The organism is Pseudomonas sp. LAIL14HWK12:I10, assembly GCF_900184205.1.
In the GTDB taxonomy this organism is placed as follows: domain Bacteria; phylum Pseudomonadota; class Gammaproteobacteria; order Pseudomonadales; family Pseudomonadaceae; genus Aquipseudomonas; species Aquipseudomonas kermanshahensis.
The window spans coordinates 133,089-150,479 of record NZ_FXWU01000009.1; the positions used below are offsets into that span (position 1 = coordinate 133,089).

Sequence of the window (17,391 nt, forward strand, 5' to 3'; positions counted from 1 at the left end):
AAGACATGGCTAGTATGTGTTTTTTTGCATTGTGGCGATAGCGCTGCCTTGGGTCCAATAAGCGCAGATTTCAACAAGACTCAAGGTAAACACACATGGCAACCTGCGGCGAAGTACTGGTCAAACTCCTTGAAGGCTATGGTGTGGACCATGTCTTCGGCATTCCAGGCGTGCATACCGTTGAGCTCTATCGCGGCTTGGCAACGTCCTCCATTCGTCATATCACCCCGCGCCACGAGCAAGGTGCCGGCTTCATGGCCGATGGCTACGCACGCACGCGCGGCAAACCCGGTGTGTGCTTCATCATCACCGGCCCAGGGATGACCAATATCACCACCGCCATGGGCCAGGCCTATGCCGATTCGATCCCGATGCTGGTGATTTCCAGCGTGCAATCGCGCGATCAGCTGGGCGGCGGCCGCGGCAAGCTGCACGAACTGCCCAACCAATCTGCCCTGGTGTCGGGTGTGGCAGCCTTCTCCCAAACCCTGATGAGCGCAGACGACCTGCCCCAGGTACTGGCCCGGGCCTTCGCCGTGTTCGACGGTGCTCGACCGCGCCCGGTGCATATCGAGATTCCGCTGGACGTACTGGTCGAGCAGGCCGATCACCTGTTGCCGGCGCGCCCGGTCCGCAGCAACCGGGCAGGTGCCGCGCCGCAGGCCGTGGCGCAGATGGCCGAGCGCCTGGCCCAGGCGAAGCGCCCGTTGATCCTGGCCGGCGGCGGTGCATTGAACGCTGGCGCTTCGCTGGCACGCCTGGCAGAGCAGCTTCAGGCACCGGTGGCATTGACCATCAACGCCAAGGGCTTGTTGGCTTCCAATCATCCTTTGCAAATCGGCTCGACTCAGTCGCTGCCGGCTACCCGTGCGCTGGTGGCCGAAGCGGATGTGGTGTTGGCCATCGGTACCGAGCTGGCCGAAACCGACTATGACGTGACCTTCAAGGGCGGCTTCGAGATCCCGGGCAGCTTGCTGCGGATCGACATCGACCCGGACCAGACGGTGCGCAACTATCTGCCTGAGCTGGCGCTGGTCGCCGACGCCGACCTGGCCGCCGAAGCACTGTGCGTTGCCTTGCAACAGCAGCCGCTGCCGGCGCGTGAAAGTACCTGGGGGCCAGCACGCGTCACGCAGCTGCGCCAATCGCTGGCGGGCGGCTGGGACCAGCCGACCCTGAGCCAGACCCGCCTGCTGACCAGTATCCTCCAGACACTGCCCAACGCCATTCTGGTCGGGGATTCGACCCAGCCGGTGTACTCCGGCAACCTCACGCTGGACATGGATGAGCCTCGCCGCTGGTTCAATGCCTCGACCGGCTACGGTACTTTGGGCTATGCACTGCCGGCGGCGATGGGCGCCTGGCTGGGCAGCGCCGCGCAGATCGCCGAGCGCGCGCCGTCGGTTTGCCTTATTGGCGATGGTGGCATGCAGTTCACCCTGCCGGAGCTGGCCAGTGCAGTCGAGGCGCAGGTGCCGCTGATCGTGCTGCTGTGGAACAACCAGGGTTACGAAGAAATCAAGAAGTACATGGTCAACCGCGCCATTGAGCCGGTCGGGGTGGATATCCATACCCCTGACTTCATCGGTGTGGCCCGGGCGTTGGGCGCTGACGCGGAGCATGTGAGTGATGTCGCTCAGTTGCAGGCGGCGCTGGGGCGTGCGGTGGAGCGCAAAGGGCCGACGTTGATTCAGGTTGATCAGAATCAGTGGCAGGCGGCCGTTGCAGGTTAACGGAAACGGCCGGTAACCCTTACCCCGCTGTGGCGCGCAACCGCGCCACATCGCGGATCGGTGGTGCGCCATACAGCCGGCTGTACTCGCGGCTGAATTGCGAAGGGCTTTCATACCCCACGCGATAGCCCGCCACCGCTGCCTCAAGCCCGTCATTGAGCATCAGCCGCCGGGCCTCCTGCAGGCGCAATTGCTTCTGGTACTGCAGCGGGCTCATCGACGTCACGGCCTTGAACCGATGGTGCAAAGTCGAGGTGCTGAGGTTGACCTCACGGGCCAGGTCCTCGATGCGCAATGGCTGCTGGAAGTTCTGGTTGAGCCAAGTGATGGCCTGGCATACCCGATGGGTCTGGCTGTTGGCCAAGGCGATTTCATACAGCCGATAACCCTGCGGCCCACGCAGCAGGCGGTAAAGGATTTCGCGGCGGATCAGCGGCGCCAGCATGGCAATGTCCCGCGGCGAATCCAGCAGGCGGATCAAGCGCAGTAGCGCATCCAGCAACGCTGCATCGGTCTTCTCCACATACAAGCCACGGCCGGAAGGCAGGCTGGGCACCAACATCGGCCCGCTTTCGGCAATCAGCTGGCTGATCTCGGCCGGGTCCAGGTCCAGCCGCAGGCCCAGGCTTGGGTTTTCCGGGCTGGCATCGAGCTTCACGCCGCTCAGTGGCAAGGTCACCGACACCACCATGTAGTGCAGCGGGTCGTAGACGTACTGTTCGTCACCCAGGAACAGGCTCTTGCTGCCATGGGCAAGGACGCACAAGGCCGGCTGCGCCAAGGTAGGCACTGAGCGGACACTCTCCCGATAACTGACCAGGTACAGGTCGTCGATGGCCGACGCGCTGCCGGGTGGGTCGCCGGCATGCCGACGGATCAGCTCGGCCAGCTCCTGGCGTTGCACTTCCAGGGTCGGTTCGATGGACGTGGGGGTGGTCATGGTGGCTTCCTCTACTGACTGACGCAGCATAGGTTTGGGCAATGGCGGGCGCTAGTCGAAAGCTGCACGGCGATTGCCTGATCCTGCCGCGGTGCAGGATCAGGCAATCGCCCGGCAGTAATAGCCTAACGCGTCGCGCGGGCCAGCCTCTAACCTTGGCAGCCTGGTTTTTCGTCCGCCTGCTCAAGGAGATCGTGCAATGACCCTACGACAACCGGTCACCCACTTGGCTTTCATCCGTGCCAGCAGCGGTCGTTCGGCGGAGCTGGGCGCGCGCCTGCGCGATCTGCTCGAACCCTCGTTGCGTACACCGGGGTGCCTGAGCTTCACGGTCCAGCGCTCGCAGGCCGACGCCGACCTTTGGCTGCTCAGCGGCAGTTGGCGTGATCAGCAGGCGATGAGCGGCTACTTCGCTTCGCCAACCCTGGAGGTATTCGGTGAGCTGGTGCAGGCGCAAGTGGTCAGCAGCCTGGACCTGCATACCTTCGATTGATTGCTGATGGGCACAGGTTAAAATGTCGCCCTTCGATCAACTACCCAGAGCGCAGCATGGCACGTAGAGAATTCCCGCAGTTCGAAGCCGTTTGGGCGATGGTCCCGGTGGAGGGTGGTGGCTACAACGCCGCCATCGCGGTGAAGGCGCTGGGCATGGGCGGGGCGCCGCGCTTTCACAAGGTACTGGACGGCCAGGTGTTCAAGGGCGCCATGGCGGCCGATGAGGCCGCCTGCGCCGAGCTGGAACGCCTGCAGGGCGTCACTGAAGAGGGCGAGCTGATCTGGTGATCAGTTGCCCACTTGCGGCCTGGCCATCTTGAACAGGTTGCCCAGTTCGAAATAGTCCGCCGGGCCGCCGCCACGCAGGATCGGTTCGGCGGCGGCGGTGTCGTAGATACCGTTTTTCAGCAGGTGCTCGGCAATGTGCACCGCCACCACTTCGCCGAGGATCAGCCAGCTGGGCACCGACTCCTGGTCTGCCCGTTTCAGCTGGACGATCTGGCTCACCTTGCACTCGAACGCCACCGGGGTTTCGCCCACCCGTGGCACTTTGACGACGCGTGACGGCGCTGCTGTCAAACCGCTGAGTTCGAATTCATTGACGTCTGCCGCTACCGCCGCGCAGCTCTGGTTCATCGCCTCGGCCAACGGCCGGGTCGCCAAGTTCCAGACGAACTCGCCGGTCTGCTCGATGTTGTTCAGGCTGTCTTTGCGCCCGACGCTGCAGAAACCGATGATCGGTGGGATGTAGTTGAAGGCGTTGAAGAAGCTGTAGGGCGCCAGGTTCAGGCGGCCTTCGCCGTCGTGGGACGAGATCCAGCCGATTGGGCGGGGGCCGACGATGGCGTTGAAGGGGTCGTGGGGCAGGCCGTGGCCTTTGGCGGGTTCGTAGTAATACATCGGTGCTGGGCTTGCTGGCCCTACCTCTTGGGGGACGAGGCGCTAGTGTGCCAAGCCTTTGCCCGGCTGGAAATGATCAAGCCCGGCCGAAGCCGGGCTGGTTGCACGCATCAGGGGTTAGCTGATGCGGTGGGCGTTGGTGCGGTCAAAGCCGTCTTCTGCAAAACGCTGGCCGCCGGTGCGGTCGAAGCCATCTTCTGCAAAACGTTGAGCGCCAGTGCGGTCGTAGCCGTCTTCTGCGAAGCGCTGTGCACCGGTGCGGTCGTAACCATCTTCAGCGAAGCGTTGGCCGCCTGTGCGGTCGAAACCGTCTTCAGCGTACGCGGCGGTTTGGCTCTGCACCGCTGCGAAAGTGTGGGCGCTGGTGCGGTCAAAGCCGTCTTCGGCGAAGGCGCCAGTGGCGATTACCGAGAGGGCCAGGGTGAGGATCAGTTTGTTTTTCATGGTCGTTGCTCCAGGGGGGGCGAGTGGTTGTTTGTTTCTATGGGTTTAATCCTACGCCGATAAAATTGATAAAAAAGCGCAAAAAATAGCGTCTAGTTATCGATTGTATCGATGTGTATGTCCGTGTCAGCGATGAGCCCTCCAGTGGGCTGAGGGGAACGTTGCAGGGTATGGATCAGCGTTTCGCCAGCCATTGCAGGATGACGACGTCGAATTAATGCGGCGTTAAGGACGAAAATAAGCCTGCAGGCGGTAATGAACGCTTTTTTCATACGCCATAAACCGATTTTTCAGGCTTTGCTCAGCACCATCGCCGCACTTAAAACCGGAGCGGCAAACAATGAATAAACTCCCGCAAATCACCTTGGCCTTCTGGGTCATGAAGATCTGCGCAACGACCCTGGGCGAGACGGCGGGCGATTTGCTGTCGATGACCCTGAATATCGGCTACGCGCTGAGCTCGCTGATGTTGATCAGCGTGTTTCTGCTGACCCTGCTCGGCCAGCTCTACTCACGGCGCTACCACCCGATGCTCTATTGGCTGGTGATTCTTTCCACCAGTACGGCCGGCACCACCATGTCCGACTTCATGGACCGCACGCTTGGCTTGGGCTACGCCGCAGGCTCGTCGATTCTGATCGGCATCTTGCTGCTGACCTTCCTGGTGTGGCGCCTGAGTGGTAACCCCTTGGACGTCACCCGTATCAAGAACCGCGCGGGCGAGTTGTTCTATTGGGTGGCGATTCTGTTCTCGAATACCTTGGGCACCGCCTTGGGCGATTACCTGGCAGATGATTCGGGGCTTGGTTTTGCCGGTGGTGCCTTGCTGGTGGGCAGTGCCATCGCGCTGGTGGTTGTGGCGCGTTACTGGACACGCATCCCTGGCGTGGTGCTGTTCTGGGTCGCGTTCGTCCTGACCCGCCCGTTCGGCGCCACCCTGGGCGACGTCCTGACCAAGCCACACGAGAAGGGAGGGCTGGACTTCGGCACGGTCGGCTCATCGGCAGTGCTGGCCGGTGTGCTGCTGGTACTGGTGCTGATGGCGACCTATTACCAACGGCGCGAGCCGCGTCAGGTGCTGGAGATGTCCTGAGTATTGATGCGATAACGGGTACTGCGGCCCCCGTCGAGCAGCCGGTTGAGCACCTTGACCTGTTCGGTTAAAAAGGCCGTTCGCCCCAACTTATCAAAGCGCCGAATAATACTGCTAATCGGCTCACGCCATAAAAAGGTTCTTCAGGTAATGTTGGGGAAGTGTGGTTGCGATTTGCTTGCTGAGAGATAGGGTGAAAGCTGCCAAGTGCTTGTCTTGGGTTTTGAGGTGGTGCGCAAATCGAGCGCCGCCCGCGCGGCGCTTCGCAGCACAAGGCTGCTCCTACATCTGTTTCGGGCCAGTTACGCCTGTACCTGCGCGCGCGACCGCCTTGTTTGTTCCGCACGATATCGAGGTGGCCGCCAAAGGGCCGCGCGCCTTTGTCTCAGGGCTCATTGGCCCGAACCGATGTAGGAGCAGCCTTGTGCTGCGAAGCGCCGCGCGGGCGGCGCTCGATCTCAAAGGCGCATAAGATCCAGCGACAAGCACCCCCAAAAAAAAGGGCGCCCCGTGCAACGGAGCGCCCCTTTTTCATATCTGCCGGATCAGTATCAGTCGGTGGTGATGCGCGAATGATGCTTGGTGTCTTTCATGGTCGCGTACACCAGCAGCGAGCAGGCGATGCAGCCGGTGACGTACCAGTAGAAGCCGGTTTCCATGCCATTGCTCTTGAACCACAGGGCGACGTACTCGGCGGTGCCGCCGAAGATGGACACGGTCAGGGCGTATGGCAGGCCAACGCCCAGGGCGCGGATTTCAGTCGGGAACAGTTCGGCTTTGACCACTGCGTTGATCGAGGTGTAGCCACTGACGATGATCAGCGCCGCCATGATCAGGAAGAACGCGCCCCACCAGGTTTGCACGGTGTGCAAGGTGCTCAGGATCGGCACAGTGAACAGCGTGCCGAGTACACCGAAGGCGATCAGAATCGGGCGCCGGCCGATCTTGTCGGACAGGCCGCCGATCACCGGCTGCAGGCACATGAACAGGAACAGCGTGGCGGCCGAGATGGTGGTCGAGTCGCTGATGCTCATGCCCACGGTGTTGACCAGGTACTTTTGCATGTAGGTGGTGTAGGTGTAGAAGGCCAGGGTGCCGCCCATGGTCAGGCCGACTACGGTCATCAGCTCTTTGGGATGACGCATCAGGGTGCGCATCAGGCTTTCTTTGGACTTTTCCTTCTTGGTGAAGGAAGCGGTCTCTTCCATGCCGCGACGCAGGTACAGCGCAACCACCGCGCACAGCGCGCCGATCACGAAGGGAACACGCCAGCCCCAGGCATACAGCTGCTCGGTGGTGAGCGTCTGTTGCAGGATGATCAGCACCGCCAAGGCGATGAGCTGGCCAGAAATCAGGGTCACGTACTGGAAGCTGGAGAAGAACCCACGGCGCTCCTTGCTGGCCATCTCGCTGAGGTAGGTGGCCGAGGTGCCGTATTCACCGCCCACCGACAGGCCCTGCAGCAAGCGTGCGAAGACCAGCAGGATCGGCGCGGCGACGCCGATGGTTTCATAGCCGGGCGTCAGGGCGATGAGCAGCGAGCCCCCGCACATCAGCAGGACCGAGGCCATCAGCGCGGCCTTGCGGCCTTTGCGGTCGGCATACAGGCCCATCAGCCAGCCACCGATCGGGCGCATGAGGAAGCCCACGGCGAAGATCGCGGCGGTGTTGAGCAGTTGTGCGGTGGTGTCGCCAGCGGGGAAGAAGGCTTTGGCGAAGTACAGCGAGAATGCGGCGTAGACGTACCAGTCGTACCATTCGACCATGTTGCCAATGGACCCGCTGAAGATCGACTTCAAACGGCTGGCGGTGGTTTTTTCTGCGGCCGGCGCGACGGCCGCCCCGGTTGGCAGGGAGGTGGCGTTATCCATCAGGGATACCTTCTCGTTGTTTTTGTGGAGCGCGCCGGAGCGCTGCTAACCACGGTGATTGCAGAAGGTGTGCCAAATGGGTGCGAGGTGATTCATTTGAGGGCGCTGTACCCCGTTCGCACGCAAGCCCGCCTACACCAAACTCACTGCGCATGCGGGCTTGGTGGGCGCGGGCTTGCCCGCGAAAGGCTGCAAGTCAGCCCCTAGAAGGTAAAGCGTTGGCGTCATGAATGAGCGGATTTCCGCTCATCCAGCGCGGATGGTAAGCAGAAATTCGCCTATTACAGGAAGTCTTCGCGTACCAACCCGTGCCGCTGCATTTTCTCGTTCAGCGTACGCCGCGGCAGCTGCAAAGCCTCCATCACCCCCTTGATCTCCCCTTTGCTCTGACGCAACGCCGCCCGCAAGCACTGCGCTTCAAACGCCTCCATCTGCTCGCCCAGCGACTGCCCGGCCGGTGCCACTTCTATGTTCGGCGAACCCAGCCCCAGCGCATGCCGCTCCGCCGCGTTGGCCAACTCGCGCACGTTGCCCGGCCAGTCGTGGGAGAGCAGCTGCGCCAACTGGCTACCGCTGAGCGGCGGCGCTGTTCTGCCCAGTTTTTCAGCGCCAGCACGGGCAAAGTGTTCGAACAGCAAGGGAATGTCCTCACGTCGCTCTCGCAAAGGGGCCAAGCGCAGCTCGGCAACGTTCAAGCGATAGGCGAGGTCTTCGCGAAAGCGCCCGGCGCGGGCTTCTTCCAGCAGGTCCGGTTTGGTCGCGGCGATGATGCGCAAGTCGACGCTGATGCTCTGGTTGGCGCCCAGGCGTTCGAGCTTCTGTTCCTGGATCACCCGCAGCAGTTTTGCCTGCTGGGCGAGGGGCATGCTCTCGATCTCGTCAAGAAACACCGTGCCCCCGTTGGCATACTCAAGCTTGCCGATCCGCTTGCCCTGGGCGCCGGTGAAGGCTCCGCTCTCATGGCCAAACAGCTCGGCTTCGAACAGTGATTCAGGGATTGCCGCGCAGTTGAGGGCCACGAAGGGTTTGCCCGCACGCGGGCCGAAGTCGTGCAGGCAGCGGGCCACGCGCTCCTTGCCACTGCCGGTTTCGCCGCGGATCAGCACATTGACCGGCAGGCCGGCCAGCTCCAGCACCTGCCGGCGCAGCTGTTGCAGGCCCTGGGACATGCCCAGCAGGGTGTTTTCGAGGCGTGACTTGAGGTCGGCCTGCTCGTGCAGCCGGCGGTTCTCCAGCACCAGTTGGCGCTTTTCCAGGGCGCGACGCAGGCTGCCCAGCAGGTGCTGCGGGGTGAAGGGTTTTTCGAGGAAGTCGTAGGCCCCCTTGCGCATGGCATCCACCGCCATCGGCACATCGCCATGGCCAGTCAGCAGGATTACCGGCAGGTCGGGGTCCTCTGCCTGCAAGCGCTCGAGCAGTTGCAGGCCATCCATGCCCGGCATGCGCACATCGCTGATGATCACGCCGGCAAAGTGCTGTGGCAATTGCGCCAGGCAATCCTCGGCGCGGGCGAACAGTTGCACGCTGAAGCCGGACAGGCTCAGCCATTGCTCGACCGCCGTGCGGATACTGGCTTCATCATCGACGACGATCACTGAATTCAACATACAGGCTCCAGGTCGCGGGGCAGGGTGAGGCTCAGGCGGGCGCCGCCCGGCAGGTTCTCGGCCTGCAGTTGGCCGCCGGCTTCGTGGACGATGCCATAGGAAATGGCCAGGCCAAGGCCCAGCCCTTCGCCCACGGGTTTGGTGGTGAAGAAGGGGTCGAAGACCTTGGCCAGGTGTTCTTCGGCAATACCGCCCCCCGAATCGAGCACGCTCAGGCGCCACTGGTCGTGATCCAGTTCGATGCGGATCTCCAGGCGTTTGTAGCGTTTGTCGGCCATGGCGTCGAGGGCATTGCGCAACAGGTTGATCAGCACTTGCTCCAGGCGGATGGCGTCCCCGCGCACCCAGGCTGGGCGTGCCAGGTACAGCGCGACCTCGACGCCCTCGCTGCGGATACGGGTATCCAGCAAGTGCAGGGCCTGGTCGACCACGCCGGCCAGGTCCAGGCGCTCGCGCAGCCCGACCGGGCTGTTGCGGGCAAAGGTCTTCAGGTGGCTGGTGAGCGCGGCCATGCGCGTGAGCATCTGTTCCAGGGGTTCAAGGGCCTTGCGCGCTTCGTCGTAGCGGCCATGGTCGAGCAGCAGGCGCAGGGTTTCCAACTGCATGCGCTGGGTGGTCAGCGGCTGGTTGATCTCGTGGGCCATGGCCGCTGACATCTGCCCGAGGGCGGCCAGCTTGGCCGATTGCACCAGGCCTTCTTGCGCGGTGCGCAGTTCACGGGTGCGCTCTTCGACCTGGCGCTTGAGTGCTTCGCGGCTGCGCTGGCGCAAGCGTGCCAGGCGCAGGCGCTGGCTGACGAACAGCGCCGCGAAGACCAGGCTCAGCCACACGGCCGCAGCGCCAAGGGCGGCGTTGCGACCGTCGGCGGCGACTTGCGGTTTGCGCAACAGGTGCAAGGTCCAGTCTTCACCTTGCAGTGGCAGGCGTTCCCACAGGTATTCGGCGACGCCCTCCGGGCCTTGCACGCGGGCCAGGTGGCTATTGTCGGCAAAACGGGTCAGAACCTGATGCTGCAGGGGCACCAGGGGTTGTTTGTCGTACTGGCGGGTTTCAGCCAGTTCTGCACGGTCAGCGCCGCTCAGCGGCTGCAGCTCGCGGTAGCGCCAGCCGTCCTGGTTGGCGATGAAGGTAATGCCACGGGCGTCGCTGACCAGCAGAATATCGTTGCCCTGGCGCCATTCACGTTCCAGCTCGGGGAATTCGAGCTTGACCACCATGGCACCGAGGAAGCGGCCATGCTCATCATTCACCGCGCTGGCCAGGAAGTAGCCTGGCACGCCACTGGTCACACCCACCGCGTAGAAGCGGCCGCTGCCTTGGCTGCGGGTCTGTTTGAAATAGGGGCGAAAGCCGTAATTGGAGCCCACGTAGCTGCTTGGCAGCCGCCAGTTACTGGCCGCGATGGCCAGCCCGGTGCGGTCGAGCAGTTCGAGGGTAGACGAGTTGGCGGCACCGTTGATGCGTTCGAGCTTGCGGTTCAGGGCGTCTTGTACCGGCTCGCTGACCGGGCCGCGCAGGGCTGCGATCAGTTCCGGGTCGAGTGCCAGCACGGCGGGTAGGGCGCGGTAGCGTTCGATCAGGGTATGCAGGGCGTTGGCGTACAGGCCCAGTTGCTGGCTGGCGCGCTGGGCGTCGTCTGCCATGGCCTGGCGCTTAGCCTGGTGCATGGCCCAGCCGGCGCTGAGCGCGGTGCCGAGCAGGATGAACAGGACGATCAGCCCCAGACGCAGGGCGCGAAAGGAAAACGGCATGGGGCGGATCCGAAAGATAAGGGGGATCAGGGCCGGCCCATTCGCGGGTAAACCCGCTCCCACAGCGATGGCATGTAGCCTGGGGAGCGGGTTTATCCAGCAAAAGGCGGGTACTGCTACAACAACTCGAAACTTTTCTGCTGCACCGCCTCGGAATCCAGCCCTACCTGGACATTGAACTCCCCAGGCTCTGCAACCCGCTGCAGTTGGCCATTGTAGAACTTCAGGTCTTCCTCACTGATGCTGAAGGTCAAGGTTCGCGACTCGCCAGCCTTGAGCATCAGTTTCTGGAAATTCTTCAGCTCTTTGACCGGGCGGCTCATGGAGGCCGAGACATCCTGCAGATACAGCTGCACCACGGTCTCGCCGTCTCGCTTGCCGGTGTTCTTCACTGTTACCTTGGCTTCCAGCGTAGCGCCACGCTTGAGGTCCTTGCTCGACAGGGCCAGGCCCGACAATTCGAAGCTGCTGTAGCTCAAGCCATAACCAAACGGATACAGCGGCCCGTTGGGCTCTTCGAAGTACTGCGAGGTGTAGTTGCCGGGCTTGCCGGGTGTGAACGGTCGGCCAATGCGCGTGTGGTTGTAGTACATCGGAATCTGCCCGACCGAACGCGGGAAGGTGATGGCCAGCTTGCCGGACGGGTTGTAGTCGCCGAACAGCACGTCAGCGATGGCATTGCCGCCTTCGGTGCCGCTGAACCAGGTTTCCAGCAGGGCGTCGGCCTGCTCGCGTTCCCAGGCAATCGACAGCGGGCGGCCATTCATCAGCACCAGTACCAGCGGCTTGCCGGTGGCTTTCAGGGCCTTGATCAGTTCGCGCTGGCTGGCCGGAATTTCCAGGGTGGTACGGCTCGACGACTCGTGAGACATGCCACGCGACTCGCCAACCACCGCGACCACCACGTCGGACTGCTGCGCGGCCTTGACCGCTTCATCGATCAATACCGCGGCAGGGCGCAGGTCGTTGACGATTTCCGGGGCGTCGAAGTTGAGGAAGTTCAGGTAGTCGAACATCGCCTTGTCGCCGGTGACGTTGGAACCCTTGGCGTAGACCAGCTTGGCCTTGCCTTCCACGGCGCGGCGCAGGCCTTCGCGAACGGTCACCGAATGCACCGGTTTGCCGTCGGCCGCCCAGCTGCCCATCATGTCGATGGGCGCATCGGCCAATGGGCCGACCAGGGCAATGGTGCCGGCCTTCTTCAGTGGCAGGGTCTGGTTGCGGTTTTCCAGCAGGACCAGGCTGCGGCGGGCCACGTCACGCGCGGCATCGCGGTGCAGGCGGTCGTTGCCGTAGTAGTCCTTGAGGTCGGTTTCGGCTTTGCCGATCCGCACGTACGGGTCTTTGAACAGGCCCATGTCGTACTTGGCGCCAAGCACTTCGCGCACCGCCTGGTCCAGTTCGCCCTGGGTCACTTCACCGTCCTTGAGCAGCCCTGGCAGCTCTTGGCCATACAGGGTGTCGTTCATGCTCATGTCGATACCGGCCTTGATCGCCAGTTTGGCCGCTTCACGGCCGTCACGGGCAACCCCGTGGCGGATCAGTTCCTGGATGGCGCCGTGGTCACTGATGGTCACACCTTTGAAGCCCCACTCCTTGCGCAGCAGGTCGTTCATCAACCAGGTGTTGGAGGTGGCCGGCACGCCGTTGATCGAGTTCAACGCCACCATGACCCCGCCAGCACCGGCATCGAGCGCGGCGCGGTAGGGCGGCAGGTAGTCGTTGTACATTTTCGTCAGGCTCATATCGACCGTGTTGTAGTCGCGGCCGCCCTCCACTGCGCCATACAGGGCAAAGTGCTTGACGATGGCCATGATGCTGTCGGGGTTGGCCGGGCTGCTGCCTTGGAACGAGCGGACCATCACCTGGCCGATTCGCGAGGTCAGGTAGGTGTCTTCACCAAAGCCCTCACTGGTGCGGCCCCAGCGCGGGTCGCGGGCGATGTCGACCATCGGCGCGAAGGTCATGTCCAGGGCGTCGGCAGCGGCCTCGATGGCGGCAGTGCGGCCGACCTTGGCAATCGCGTCCATGTCCCAGGTCGCGGCCATGCCCAGGCCGATCGGGAAAATGGTGCGCTCGCCGTGAATGGTGTCGTAGGCGAAGAACATCGGAATCTTCAGGCGGCTGCGCATGGCGGCGTCCTGCATCGGCCGGTTCTCGGGCGCGGTGCGCGAGTTGAAAGTGCCACCGATGCGGCCGGCGGCGATTTCTTCGCGGATTTGCTCGTGGGTCATCTCCGGGCCGATGCTGATCAGGCGCAGCTGGCCGATTTTTTCGGCCTCGGTCATCTGGCTGATCAGGTGATCGATGAACGCCTGCTTGTCCTGCAGGGGCGGAGCGGTAGGGGCGGCGAGGGCCGCCTGACTGACAAGGCCCATGGCCAGGCCCAGCAAAGACAGTTTCATCATCAATTCCGTTGTGGGGCCTCTGCCGTATCCACCGTGATACGCGCGCGGCCGAAGTTTTCAGGCGGCTATTGTTGTACAGTTCGGGGGCGATTCTTCCAGCGGCGGATTATGCCTGAATATGTCGGCGGCCGATGGCACCCTGAATGCCTGGACAACAACAATAAGAACGATCGAGAGACCGCTGGCATGACCCCCCTCAACGAATACGATCAACGTCAGATCGCCGAAGCCATTGCCCGTGCCGAACGGCGTACCGATGCCGAACTGGTAACGGTGCTGGCCCGCCGTGCCGACGATTACGCCTACCTGCCACTGTTCTGGGCCGCGGTGCTGGCGCTGGCCGTGCCGGGCTTGCTGCAGATGCTGCTGGGCTGGCCCGGTATCCGTGGCCTGCTGGTGGCCAACGTCGTGCTGTTCATCGGATTGTGCCTGCTGCTGCGCCACCCGCGCCTGGCCGGCTGGCTGATCCCGCGTGCCTGGCGCCGCTGGCGGGCGTCGAGCCTGGCCCGCCAGCAGTTTCGCGAGCAGAACCTGCAGCGCACCCGCGGTGCCACGGGGGTGCTGATTTTCGTCAGCGAAGCGGAGCGGCATGTGGAAATCCTGGTCGACCAAGGGGTCGAGCAATACCTCGATGCCAGCGCCCGCGCGGCCATCGTAGGGCGCTTTGCCGAACAGGTGCGTCAGGGCCGGACCTTGCAAGGCTTTGTCGATTGCATCGACGCCTGCGGTGAGTTGCTCAGTGAGCACGTGCCGCGCACCCATGCCCGCAACGAACTGCCCAACCGTTTGGTGATTCTGGACTGACAAAAGCGGGCGTATGGATTGGGGGGCCAGCCTCACACCTGTAGAATGCGTGGCATTGCGCAACGCGCTCCCCGCAACTCGAGGCACCGTTTTTCATGTCCGCCAGTCCTTCCGCTTCCACCGCGCCAGAGGCGCGCGCCCAGTTCCTTGAGCTGCTGAGCGCTGCCCTGCACGGCAATACCTTGGTCAAACTGGTGCTGGCGCGCCATGTGGGTGCCGATCAGACCCTGCAGCGGATCATCGCCAAGCCACTGCAGGTCAAGGGCCAGCCCTGCCTGTCACTGGTGTATCGCCACCAGACCCGTGACATCACCCGCAACCTGCCACTGGAGCAGGCCGAAGCGCTGGTTGCCGAGCTGCTGCCTGACAGCTTTCGCAATGCGCACCTGTTCGATGCGGACGGCGAAGTGCAGCTGACCTTCAGCAAGAAAGGCAAGCCCATGCTCCAGCGCCACGGCGCTCAGGCGCCGCGTGATGCGGCTGCGAGCAGTGGCCATGACCGGGAGAAAAAGCGTTACCTGGAGCTGTCGCGGCCCTTTTTGCGTGACCTGGGCGTGACCGATGCGCAAGGTGCGCTGATCCCGTCGATGTCGCGCAAGTGGAAGCAGATCAACAAGTTCATCGAGGTGTTCGAGCACGCCCTGGCCAGCGCGCCGCTGCCGGCCGAACAGGCCCTGCGCGTAGCCGACTTTGGCTCGGGCAAGGGTTACCTGACCTTCGCCATGCACGACTACCTGCGCAACACGCTGGGCCGCGACGCCCAGGTGACCGGCGTGGAGCTGCGCCAGGAAATGGTCGACCTGTGCAACGCCGCGGCCTCGCGCCTGGACCACCCGGGCCTAGAATTCCAGTGCGGCGATGTACGCAGCGTGGTGCCCGAAGCCATCGAGGTGATGATCGCCCTGCACGCGTGCGACATCGCCACCGACTACGCCATCCACACCGGCATCCGCTGCAACGCCGCGATCATCATGTGCTCGCCGTGCTGCCACAAACAGATCCGCCCGCAACTGCACAGCCCAGGCTTGCTACAGCCGATGCTGCAGTATGGGTTGCACCTGGGGCAGCAGGCCGAGATGCTCACTGACAGCCTGCGCGCGCTGTACCTGGAAGCCTGTGGTTATGAAACCAAGGTGTTCGAGTTCATTTCGTTGGAACACACCAACAAGAACAAGATGATTCTCGCGGTGAAGCGCAAGCAGCCGGTGGATAACGCGGCGCTGCTGGAGAAGATTGCGCAACTCAAGGGGTTTTATGGGGTGCAGGAGCATTGCCTGGAGACGTTGTTGCGGGGGGATGGGTTGATCTGAATGCTCGCTGAGCGCTGATCCTGAATGTGGGTAGGAAATTTCTCCAGAGCACCTCGCGACGGTGTTTGACGTGAAGAAGTCTGTAGTGTGGCGTACACCTGCAAGGTATTCCTGGTTGTCGTTTGACAACCTTGTCATTGCGAGCCCACACTGGAGACAAGCTGATGTCACGCCCCAGTCATGCCAAGAAGGAGGTCGAACAGGCCTTGAGGCACGCGGAGTCACAGGGATGGAGAGTCGAGGTGGGCGGTGGGCATTGCTGGGGGAAGCTGTATTGCCCCCACAACGACGCAGATTGCCGTTGTGGGGAATTTTGCATTACCAGCGTCTGGAGTACCCCAAAGAGCCCAGGCAACTTTGCACGCCAGCTACGGCGTGTGGTGGATAACTGTTCTGGCGGCAGGATGACGAAAGGCGCAGCACATGCTGCCGAGGAGCAGTAGCGATGGAATATGAGTTCACCCTGAAGTATCAACTGAACGAAAACGAAGATACCGATGCGCTGTTGGAGCGTCTGGCCAAGGCGGGTTGTGACGACGCCTTGGTTGGGGTAGGGCAGCCCGGTCGTTTGGCGCTGGCGTTTGTGCGCGAGGCTTCAACGGCCAGAGAAGCCATACATAGCGCCCTTGACGGTGTTCGTGAAGCAGTGCCTGCCGCGCGCCTGATCGAGGCAACCCCAGACCTCGTCGGGCTTACCGATGTAGCCGAAATGGTGGGCGTATCGCGCCAGAACATGCGTAAATTGATGCTCGCGCACAGCCATAGTTTTCCGGCACCTATTCACGAGGGCAGTACTTCGCTTTGGCACCTGGCTGAGGTTCTGGTCTGGTTACAGGCACGCGGAAGCTATGCTATCGGCCAGCAAACCCTTGATCTGGCTCGCGTAGCGATGACGATCAATGTATCGAGTGCCTATGAGCGGGTTTTTGGCCATTCAACGAACCTGGCCTGTTGAACCTAAGCCCGAGCTCACCTCAACGCCGAGCAGCCGGCACCTCGATCGCCAAGTCAGCCAACCCCAACGGGTGCGTACTCGCATCGAAAAAGTGCAGCGCAGTCGCCGGTAAATCCCCGAACCGGTCGATGAAGTGCTGCTTCTGATTGATCACCGACGCCTCCCCCAACGGCCGAATGGCAATCGACAAATGGCGAGGTTGTGCCTGTCGAACCGCCTCGACCAGGTGCTGGTCACTGCTGTCCAGATGCTGCCCGAACAGGCATAGCCCCTGGCTCTCCTGCGCCAATTGCGCCAAGCACCAGCTGAGGTAGTCCGAGTGACGAATGGCGCGCAGCTTTTCGTCGCTGCGGTCTTCATTGATGAACAAGGGCACTTCACCCGGAATGTTCACGGCAAAGCCATCGAGCAACTCGGCGCTCTCTGCGCTGCGTTGGCGGGTGGTGCCATCCGGCAGTTTCAGCAGGTGCAGGCCGCCATGCAGGTGCAGCACGCGGGTGCCTTCACTGCGGGTGCGGCGTACGTCGAAAAAGCCTTGCTCATCGAACAGCTCGGCAAAACCTTGGGGGGCGTGCTGCACGGCCCAAGGCACGATCAGGTCGTAGTTGCTGGTGTAGATGTTGCGATAGCCGCGCAAGGCCTGGTTCAGCATGGCCAGCGTGGCGGCTGGCATCAAAGGCCATGGCAGGTGCACCGTGCGCACGGCATGAATCAGCGCTTCCTTGATCGAGTAGTAGCGGTTCAGCGGTGCCGTGGAGTTGATGGCCAGGGCCGCGTTGACCCGCACCGTGCTGTTGAGGGCGCTGAGCACGGGCTCGAACAATTCGGTGGCGAGTGACTTGAACAAGGCTTGGTCGCTGATCGCCAGGCCTTTTTTGCGGCCCGCGCGCTGCGCTTCCTCGAACAGCGAGAAATAGCCAAACGGCTTCCACAGTGCACGGCTGGCGCCGTTGCCCAGCAGCAGGGCGTCGCAAGGGTGGCGTTGGTCGAGTTCTGGCCAGGGGGTGAGGTAAGCGTCAAGTGCGGGCATGCGGGGTCCGTTGGGCGGAGCGGAAAACGGGGCGACTGTAGCATGTCATT

16 protein-coding genes are annotated in these 17,391 nt (G+C 62.6%); 8 read left to right on the forward strand and 8 right to left on the reverse strand.

Going from position 1 to position 17,391, the window contains the following annotated elements; all coding sequences use genetic code 11:
- The first annotated feature begins 95 nt into the window (after positions 1-95).
- Entirely contained in the window at positions 96-1,733 is a 1,638-nt protein-coding gene (locus QOS90_RS20140) for a 5-guanidino-2-oxopentanoate decarboxylase (RefSeq protein WP_085273596.1), read from the forward strand.
- Between the two features lie 19 nt (positions 1,734-1,752).
- Here QOS90_RS20140 and QOS90_RS20145 read toward each other — a convergent pair whose 3' ends face one another.
- Positions 1,753-2,673, reverse strand: a complete 921-nt coding sequence (locus tag QOS90_RS20145; RefSeq protein WP_027594107.1) for an AraC family transcriptional regulator — start codon at positions 2,671-2,673, stop codon at positions 1,753-1,755.
- 199 nt (positions 2,674-2,872) lie between these two features.
- Between QOS90_RS20145 and QOS90_RS20150 the strand changes: the two genes are divergently transcribed.
- Both QOS90_RS20150 and QOS90_RS20155 read left to right on the forward strand, forming a co-directional pair.
- Positions 2,873-3,166 (forward strand): putative quinol monooxygenase, encoded by a 294-nt coding sequence (locus QOS90_RS20150; RefSeq protein ID WP_027594108.1) that lies wholly within the window; start codon positions 2,873-2,875, stop codon positions 3,164-3,166.
- Positions 3,167-3,222: 56 nt separating this feature from the next.
- Entirely contained in the window at positions 3,223-3,456 is a 234-nt protein-coding gene (locus QOS90_RS20155; protein WP_085273595.1) for a hypothetical protein, read from the forward strand.
- Here the strand turns inward: QOS90_RS20155 and QOS90_RS20160 are convergent, their stop codons facing one another.
- Complete coding sequence (locus tag QOS90_RS20160) at positions 3,457-4,068, reverse strand: flavin reductase family protein (RefSeq protein WP_085273594.1); 612 nt, start codon at positions 4,066-4,068, stop codon at positions 3,457-3,459.
- Between the two features lie 117 nt (positions 4,069-4,185).
- Complete coding sequence (locus QOS90_RS20165) at positions 4,186-4,512, reverse strand: hypothetical protein (protein WP_027594111.1); 327 nt, start codon at positions 4,510-4,512, stop codon at positions 4,186-4,188.
- A gap of 340 nt (positions 4,513-4,852) precedes the next feature.
- On the opposite strand from QOS90_RS20165, the gene QOS90_RS20170 reads away from it, so the two are divergent.
- Positions 4,853-5,605 (forward strand): COG4705 family protein, encoded by a 753-nt coding sequence (locus tag QOS90_RS20170; RefSeq protein WP_027594112.1) that lies wholly within the window; start codon positions 4,853-4,855, stop codon positions 5,603-5,605.
- Positions 5,606-6,156: 551 nt separating this feature from the next.
- Here the strand turns inward: QOS90_RS20170 and QOS90_RS20175 are convergent.
- The 4 genes from QOS90_RS20175 to bglX all read right to left on the reverse strand — a co-directional run bounded on the left by QOS90_RS20175 (position 6,157) and on the right by bglX (position 13,242).
- A complete protein-coding gene (locus QOS90_RS20175; RefSeq protein WP_085273593.1) occupies positions 6,157-7,476 on the reverse strand; it encodes an MFS transporter in 1,320 nt (439 codons plus the stop codon).
- Positions 7,477-7,757: 281 nt separating this feature from the next.
- Positions 7,758-9,083 (reverse strand): two-component system response regulator MifR, encoded by a 1,326-nt coding sequence (mifR, locus tag QOS90_RS20180; RefSeq protein WP_085273592.1) that lies wholly within the window; start codon positions 9,081-9,083, stop codon positions 7,758-7,760.
- Positions 9,077-10,834 carry a sensor histidine kinase gene (locus tag QOS90_RS20185; RefSeq protein WP_085273591.1) on the reverse strand — a complete coding sequence of 586 codons (1,758 nt, stop codon included), beginning with the start codon at positions 10,832-10,834 and terminating at the stop codon, positions 9,077-9,079. Before QOS90_RS20185 ends, mifR begins: the two co-directional genes overlap by 7 nt.
- Before the next feature lie 116 nt (positions 10,835-10,950).
- A complete protein-coding gene (bglX, locus tag QOS90_RS20190) occupies positions 10,951-13,242 on the reverse strand; it encodes a beta-glucosidase BglX (RefSeq protein WP_085273590.1) in 2,292 nt (763 codons plus the stop codon).
- Between the two features lie 186 nt (positions 13,243-13,428).
- On the opposite strand from bglX, the gene QOS90_RS20195 reads away from it, so the two are divergent.
- The 4 genes from QOS90_RS20195 to QOS90_RS20210 all read left to right on the forward strand — a co-directional run bounded on the left by QOS90_RS20195 (position 13,429) and on the right by QOS90_RS20210 (position 16,311).
- Positions 13,429-14,046: a TPM domain-containing protein gene (locus QOS90_RS20195; RefSeq protein ID WP_085273589.1), complete on the forward strand. Its 618-nt coding sequence runs from the start codon at positions 13,429-13,431 to the stop codon at positions 14,044-14,046.
- Positions 14,047-14,141: 95 nt separating this feature from the next.
- Positions 14,142-15,356 (forward strand): class I SAM-dependent methyltransferase, encoded by a 1,215-nt coding sequence (locus tag QOS90_RS20200; RefSeq protein ID WP_027594118.1) that lies wholly within the window; start codon positions 14,142-14,144, stop codon positions 15,354-15,356.
- Between the two features lie 164 nt (positions 15,357-15,520).
- Positions 15,521-15,799 (forward strand): hypothetical protein, encoded by a 279-nt coding sequence (locus tag QOS90_RS20205; RefSeq protein WP_085273588.1) that lies wholly within the window; start codon positions 15,521-15,523, stop codon positions 15,797-15,799.
- A 2-nt stretch (positions 15,800-15,801) separates the two neighbouring features.
- Positions 15,802-16,311, forward strand: a complete 510-nt coding sequence (locus tag QOS90_RS20210; RefSeq protein WP_085273587.1) for a helix-turn-helix transcriptional regulator — start codon at positions 15,802-15,804, stop codon at positions 16,309-16,311.
- A 19-nt stretch (positions 16,312-16,330) separates the two neighbouring features.
- Here QOS90_RS20210 and QOS90_RS20215 read toward each other — a convergent pair whose 3' ends face one another.
- Entirely contained in the window at positions 16,331-17,341 is a 1,011-nt protein-coding gene (locus QOS90_RS20215; RefSeq protein ID WP_085273586.1) for a DUF4917 family protein, read from the reverse strand.
- Between the last annotated feature and the right edge of the window lie 50 nt (positions 17,342-17,391).

Bases quoted from the DNA above. Each gene is read 5' to 3' on its own strand.
- QOS90_RS20140 (WP_085273596.1), top strand. From the start codon at position 96: ATGGCAACCTGCGGCGAAGTACTGGTCAAACTCCTTGAAGGCTATGGT.
- QOS90_RS20145 (WP_027594107.1), bottom strand. From the start codon at position 2,673: ATGACCACCCCCACGTCCATCGAACCGACCCTGGAAGTGCAACGCCAG.
- QOS90_RS20150 (WP_027594108.1), top strand. From the start codon at position 2,873: ATGACCCTACGACAACCGGTCACCCACTTGGCTTTCATCCGTGCCAGC.
- QOS90_RS20155 (WP_085273595.1), top strand. From the start codon at position 3,223: ATGGCACGTAGAGAATTCCCGCAGTTCGAAGCCGTTTGGGCGATGGTC.
- QOS90_RS20160 (WP_085273594.1), bottom strand. From the start codon at position 4,068: ATGTATTACTACGAACCCGCCAAAGGCCACGGCCTGCCCCACGACCCC.
- QOS90_RS20165 (WP_027594111.1), bottom strand. From the start codon at position 4,512: ATGAAAAACAAACTGATCCTCACCCTGGCCCTCTCGGTAATCGCCACT.
- QOS90_RS20170 (WP_027594112.1), top strand. From the start codon at position 4,853: ATGAATAAACTCCCGCAAATCACCTTGGCCTTCTGGGTCATGAAGATC.
- QOS90_RS20175 (WP_085273593.1), bottom strand. From the start codon at position 7,476: ATGGATAACGCCACCTCCCTGCCAACCGGGGCGGCCGTCGCGCCGGCC.
- mifR (WP_085273592.1), bottom strand. From the start codon at position 9,083: ATGTTGAATTCAGTGATCGTCGTCGATGATGAAGCCAGTATCCGCACG.
- QOS90_RS20185 (WP_085273591.1), bottom strand. From the start codon at position 10,834: ATGCCGTTTTCCTTTCGCGCCCTGCGTCTGGGGCTGATCGTCCTGTTC.
- bglX (WP_085273590.1), bottom strand. From the start codon at position 13,242: ATGATGAAACTGTCTTTGCTGGGCCTGGCCATGGGCCTTGTCAGTCAG.
- QOS90_RS20195 (WP_085273589.1), top strand. From the start codon at position 13,429: ATGACCCCCCTCAACGAATACGATCAACGTCAGATCGCCGAAGCCATT.
- QOS90_RS20200 (WP_027594118.1), top strand. From the start codon at position 14,142: ATGTCCGCCAGTCCTTCCGCTTCCACCGCGCCAGAGGCGCGCGCCCAG.
- QOS90_RS20205 (WP_085273588.1), top strand. From the start codon at position 15,521: ATGTCACGCCCCAGTCATGCCAAGAAGGAGGTCGAACAGGCCTTGAGG.
- QOS90_RS20210 (WP_085273587.1), top strand. From the start codon at position 15,802: ATGGAATATGAGTTCACCCTGAAGTATCAACTGAACGAAAACGAAGAT.
- QOS90_RS20215 (WP_085273586.1), bottom strand. From the start codon at position 17,341: ATGCCCGCACTTGACGCTTACCTCACCCCCTGGCCAGAACTCGACCAA.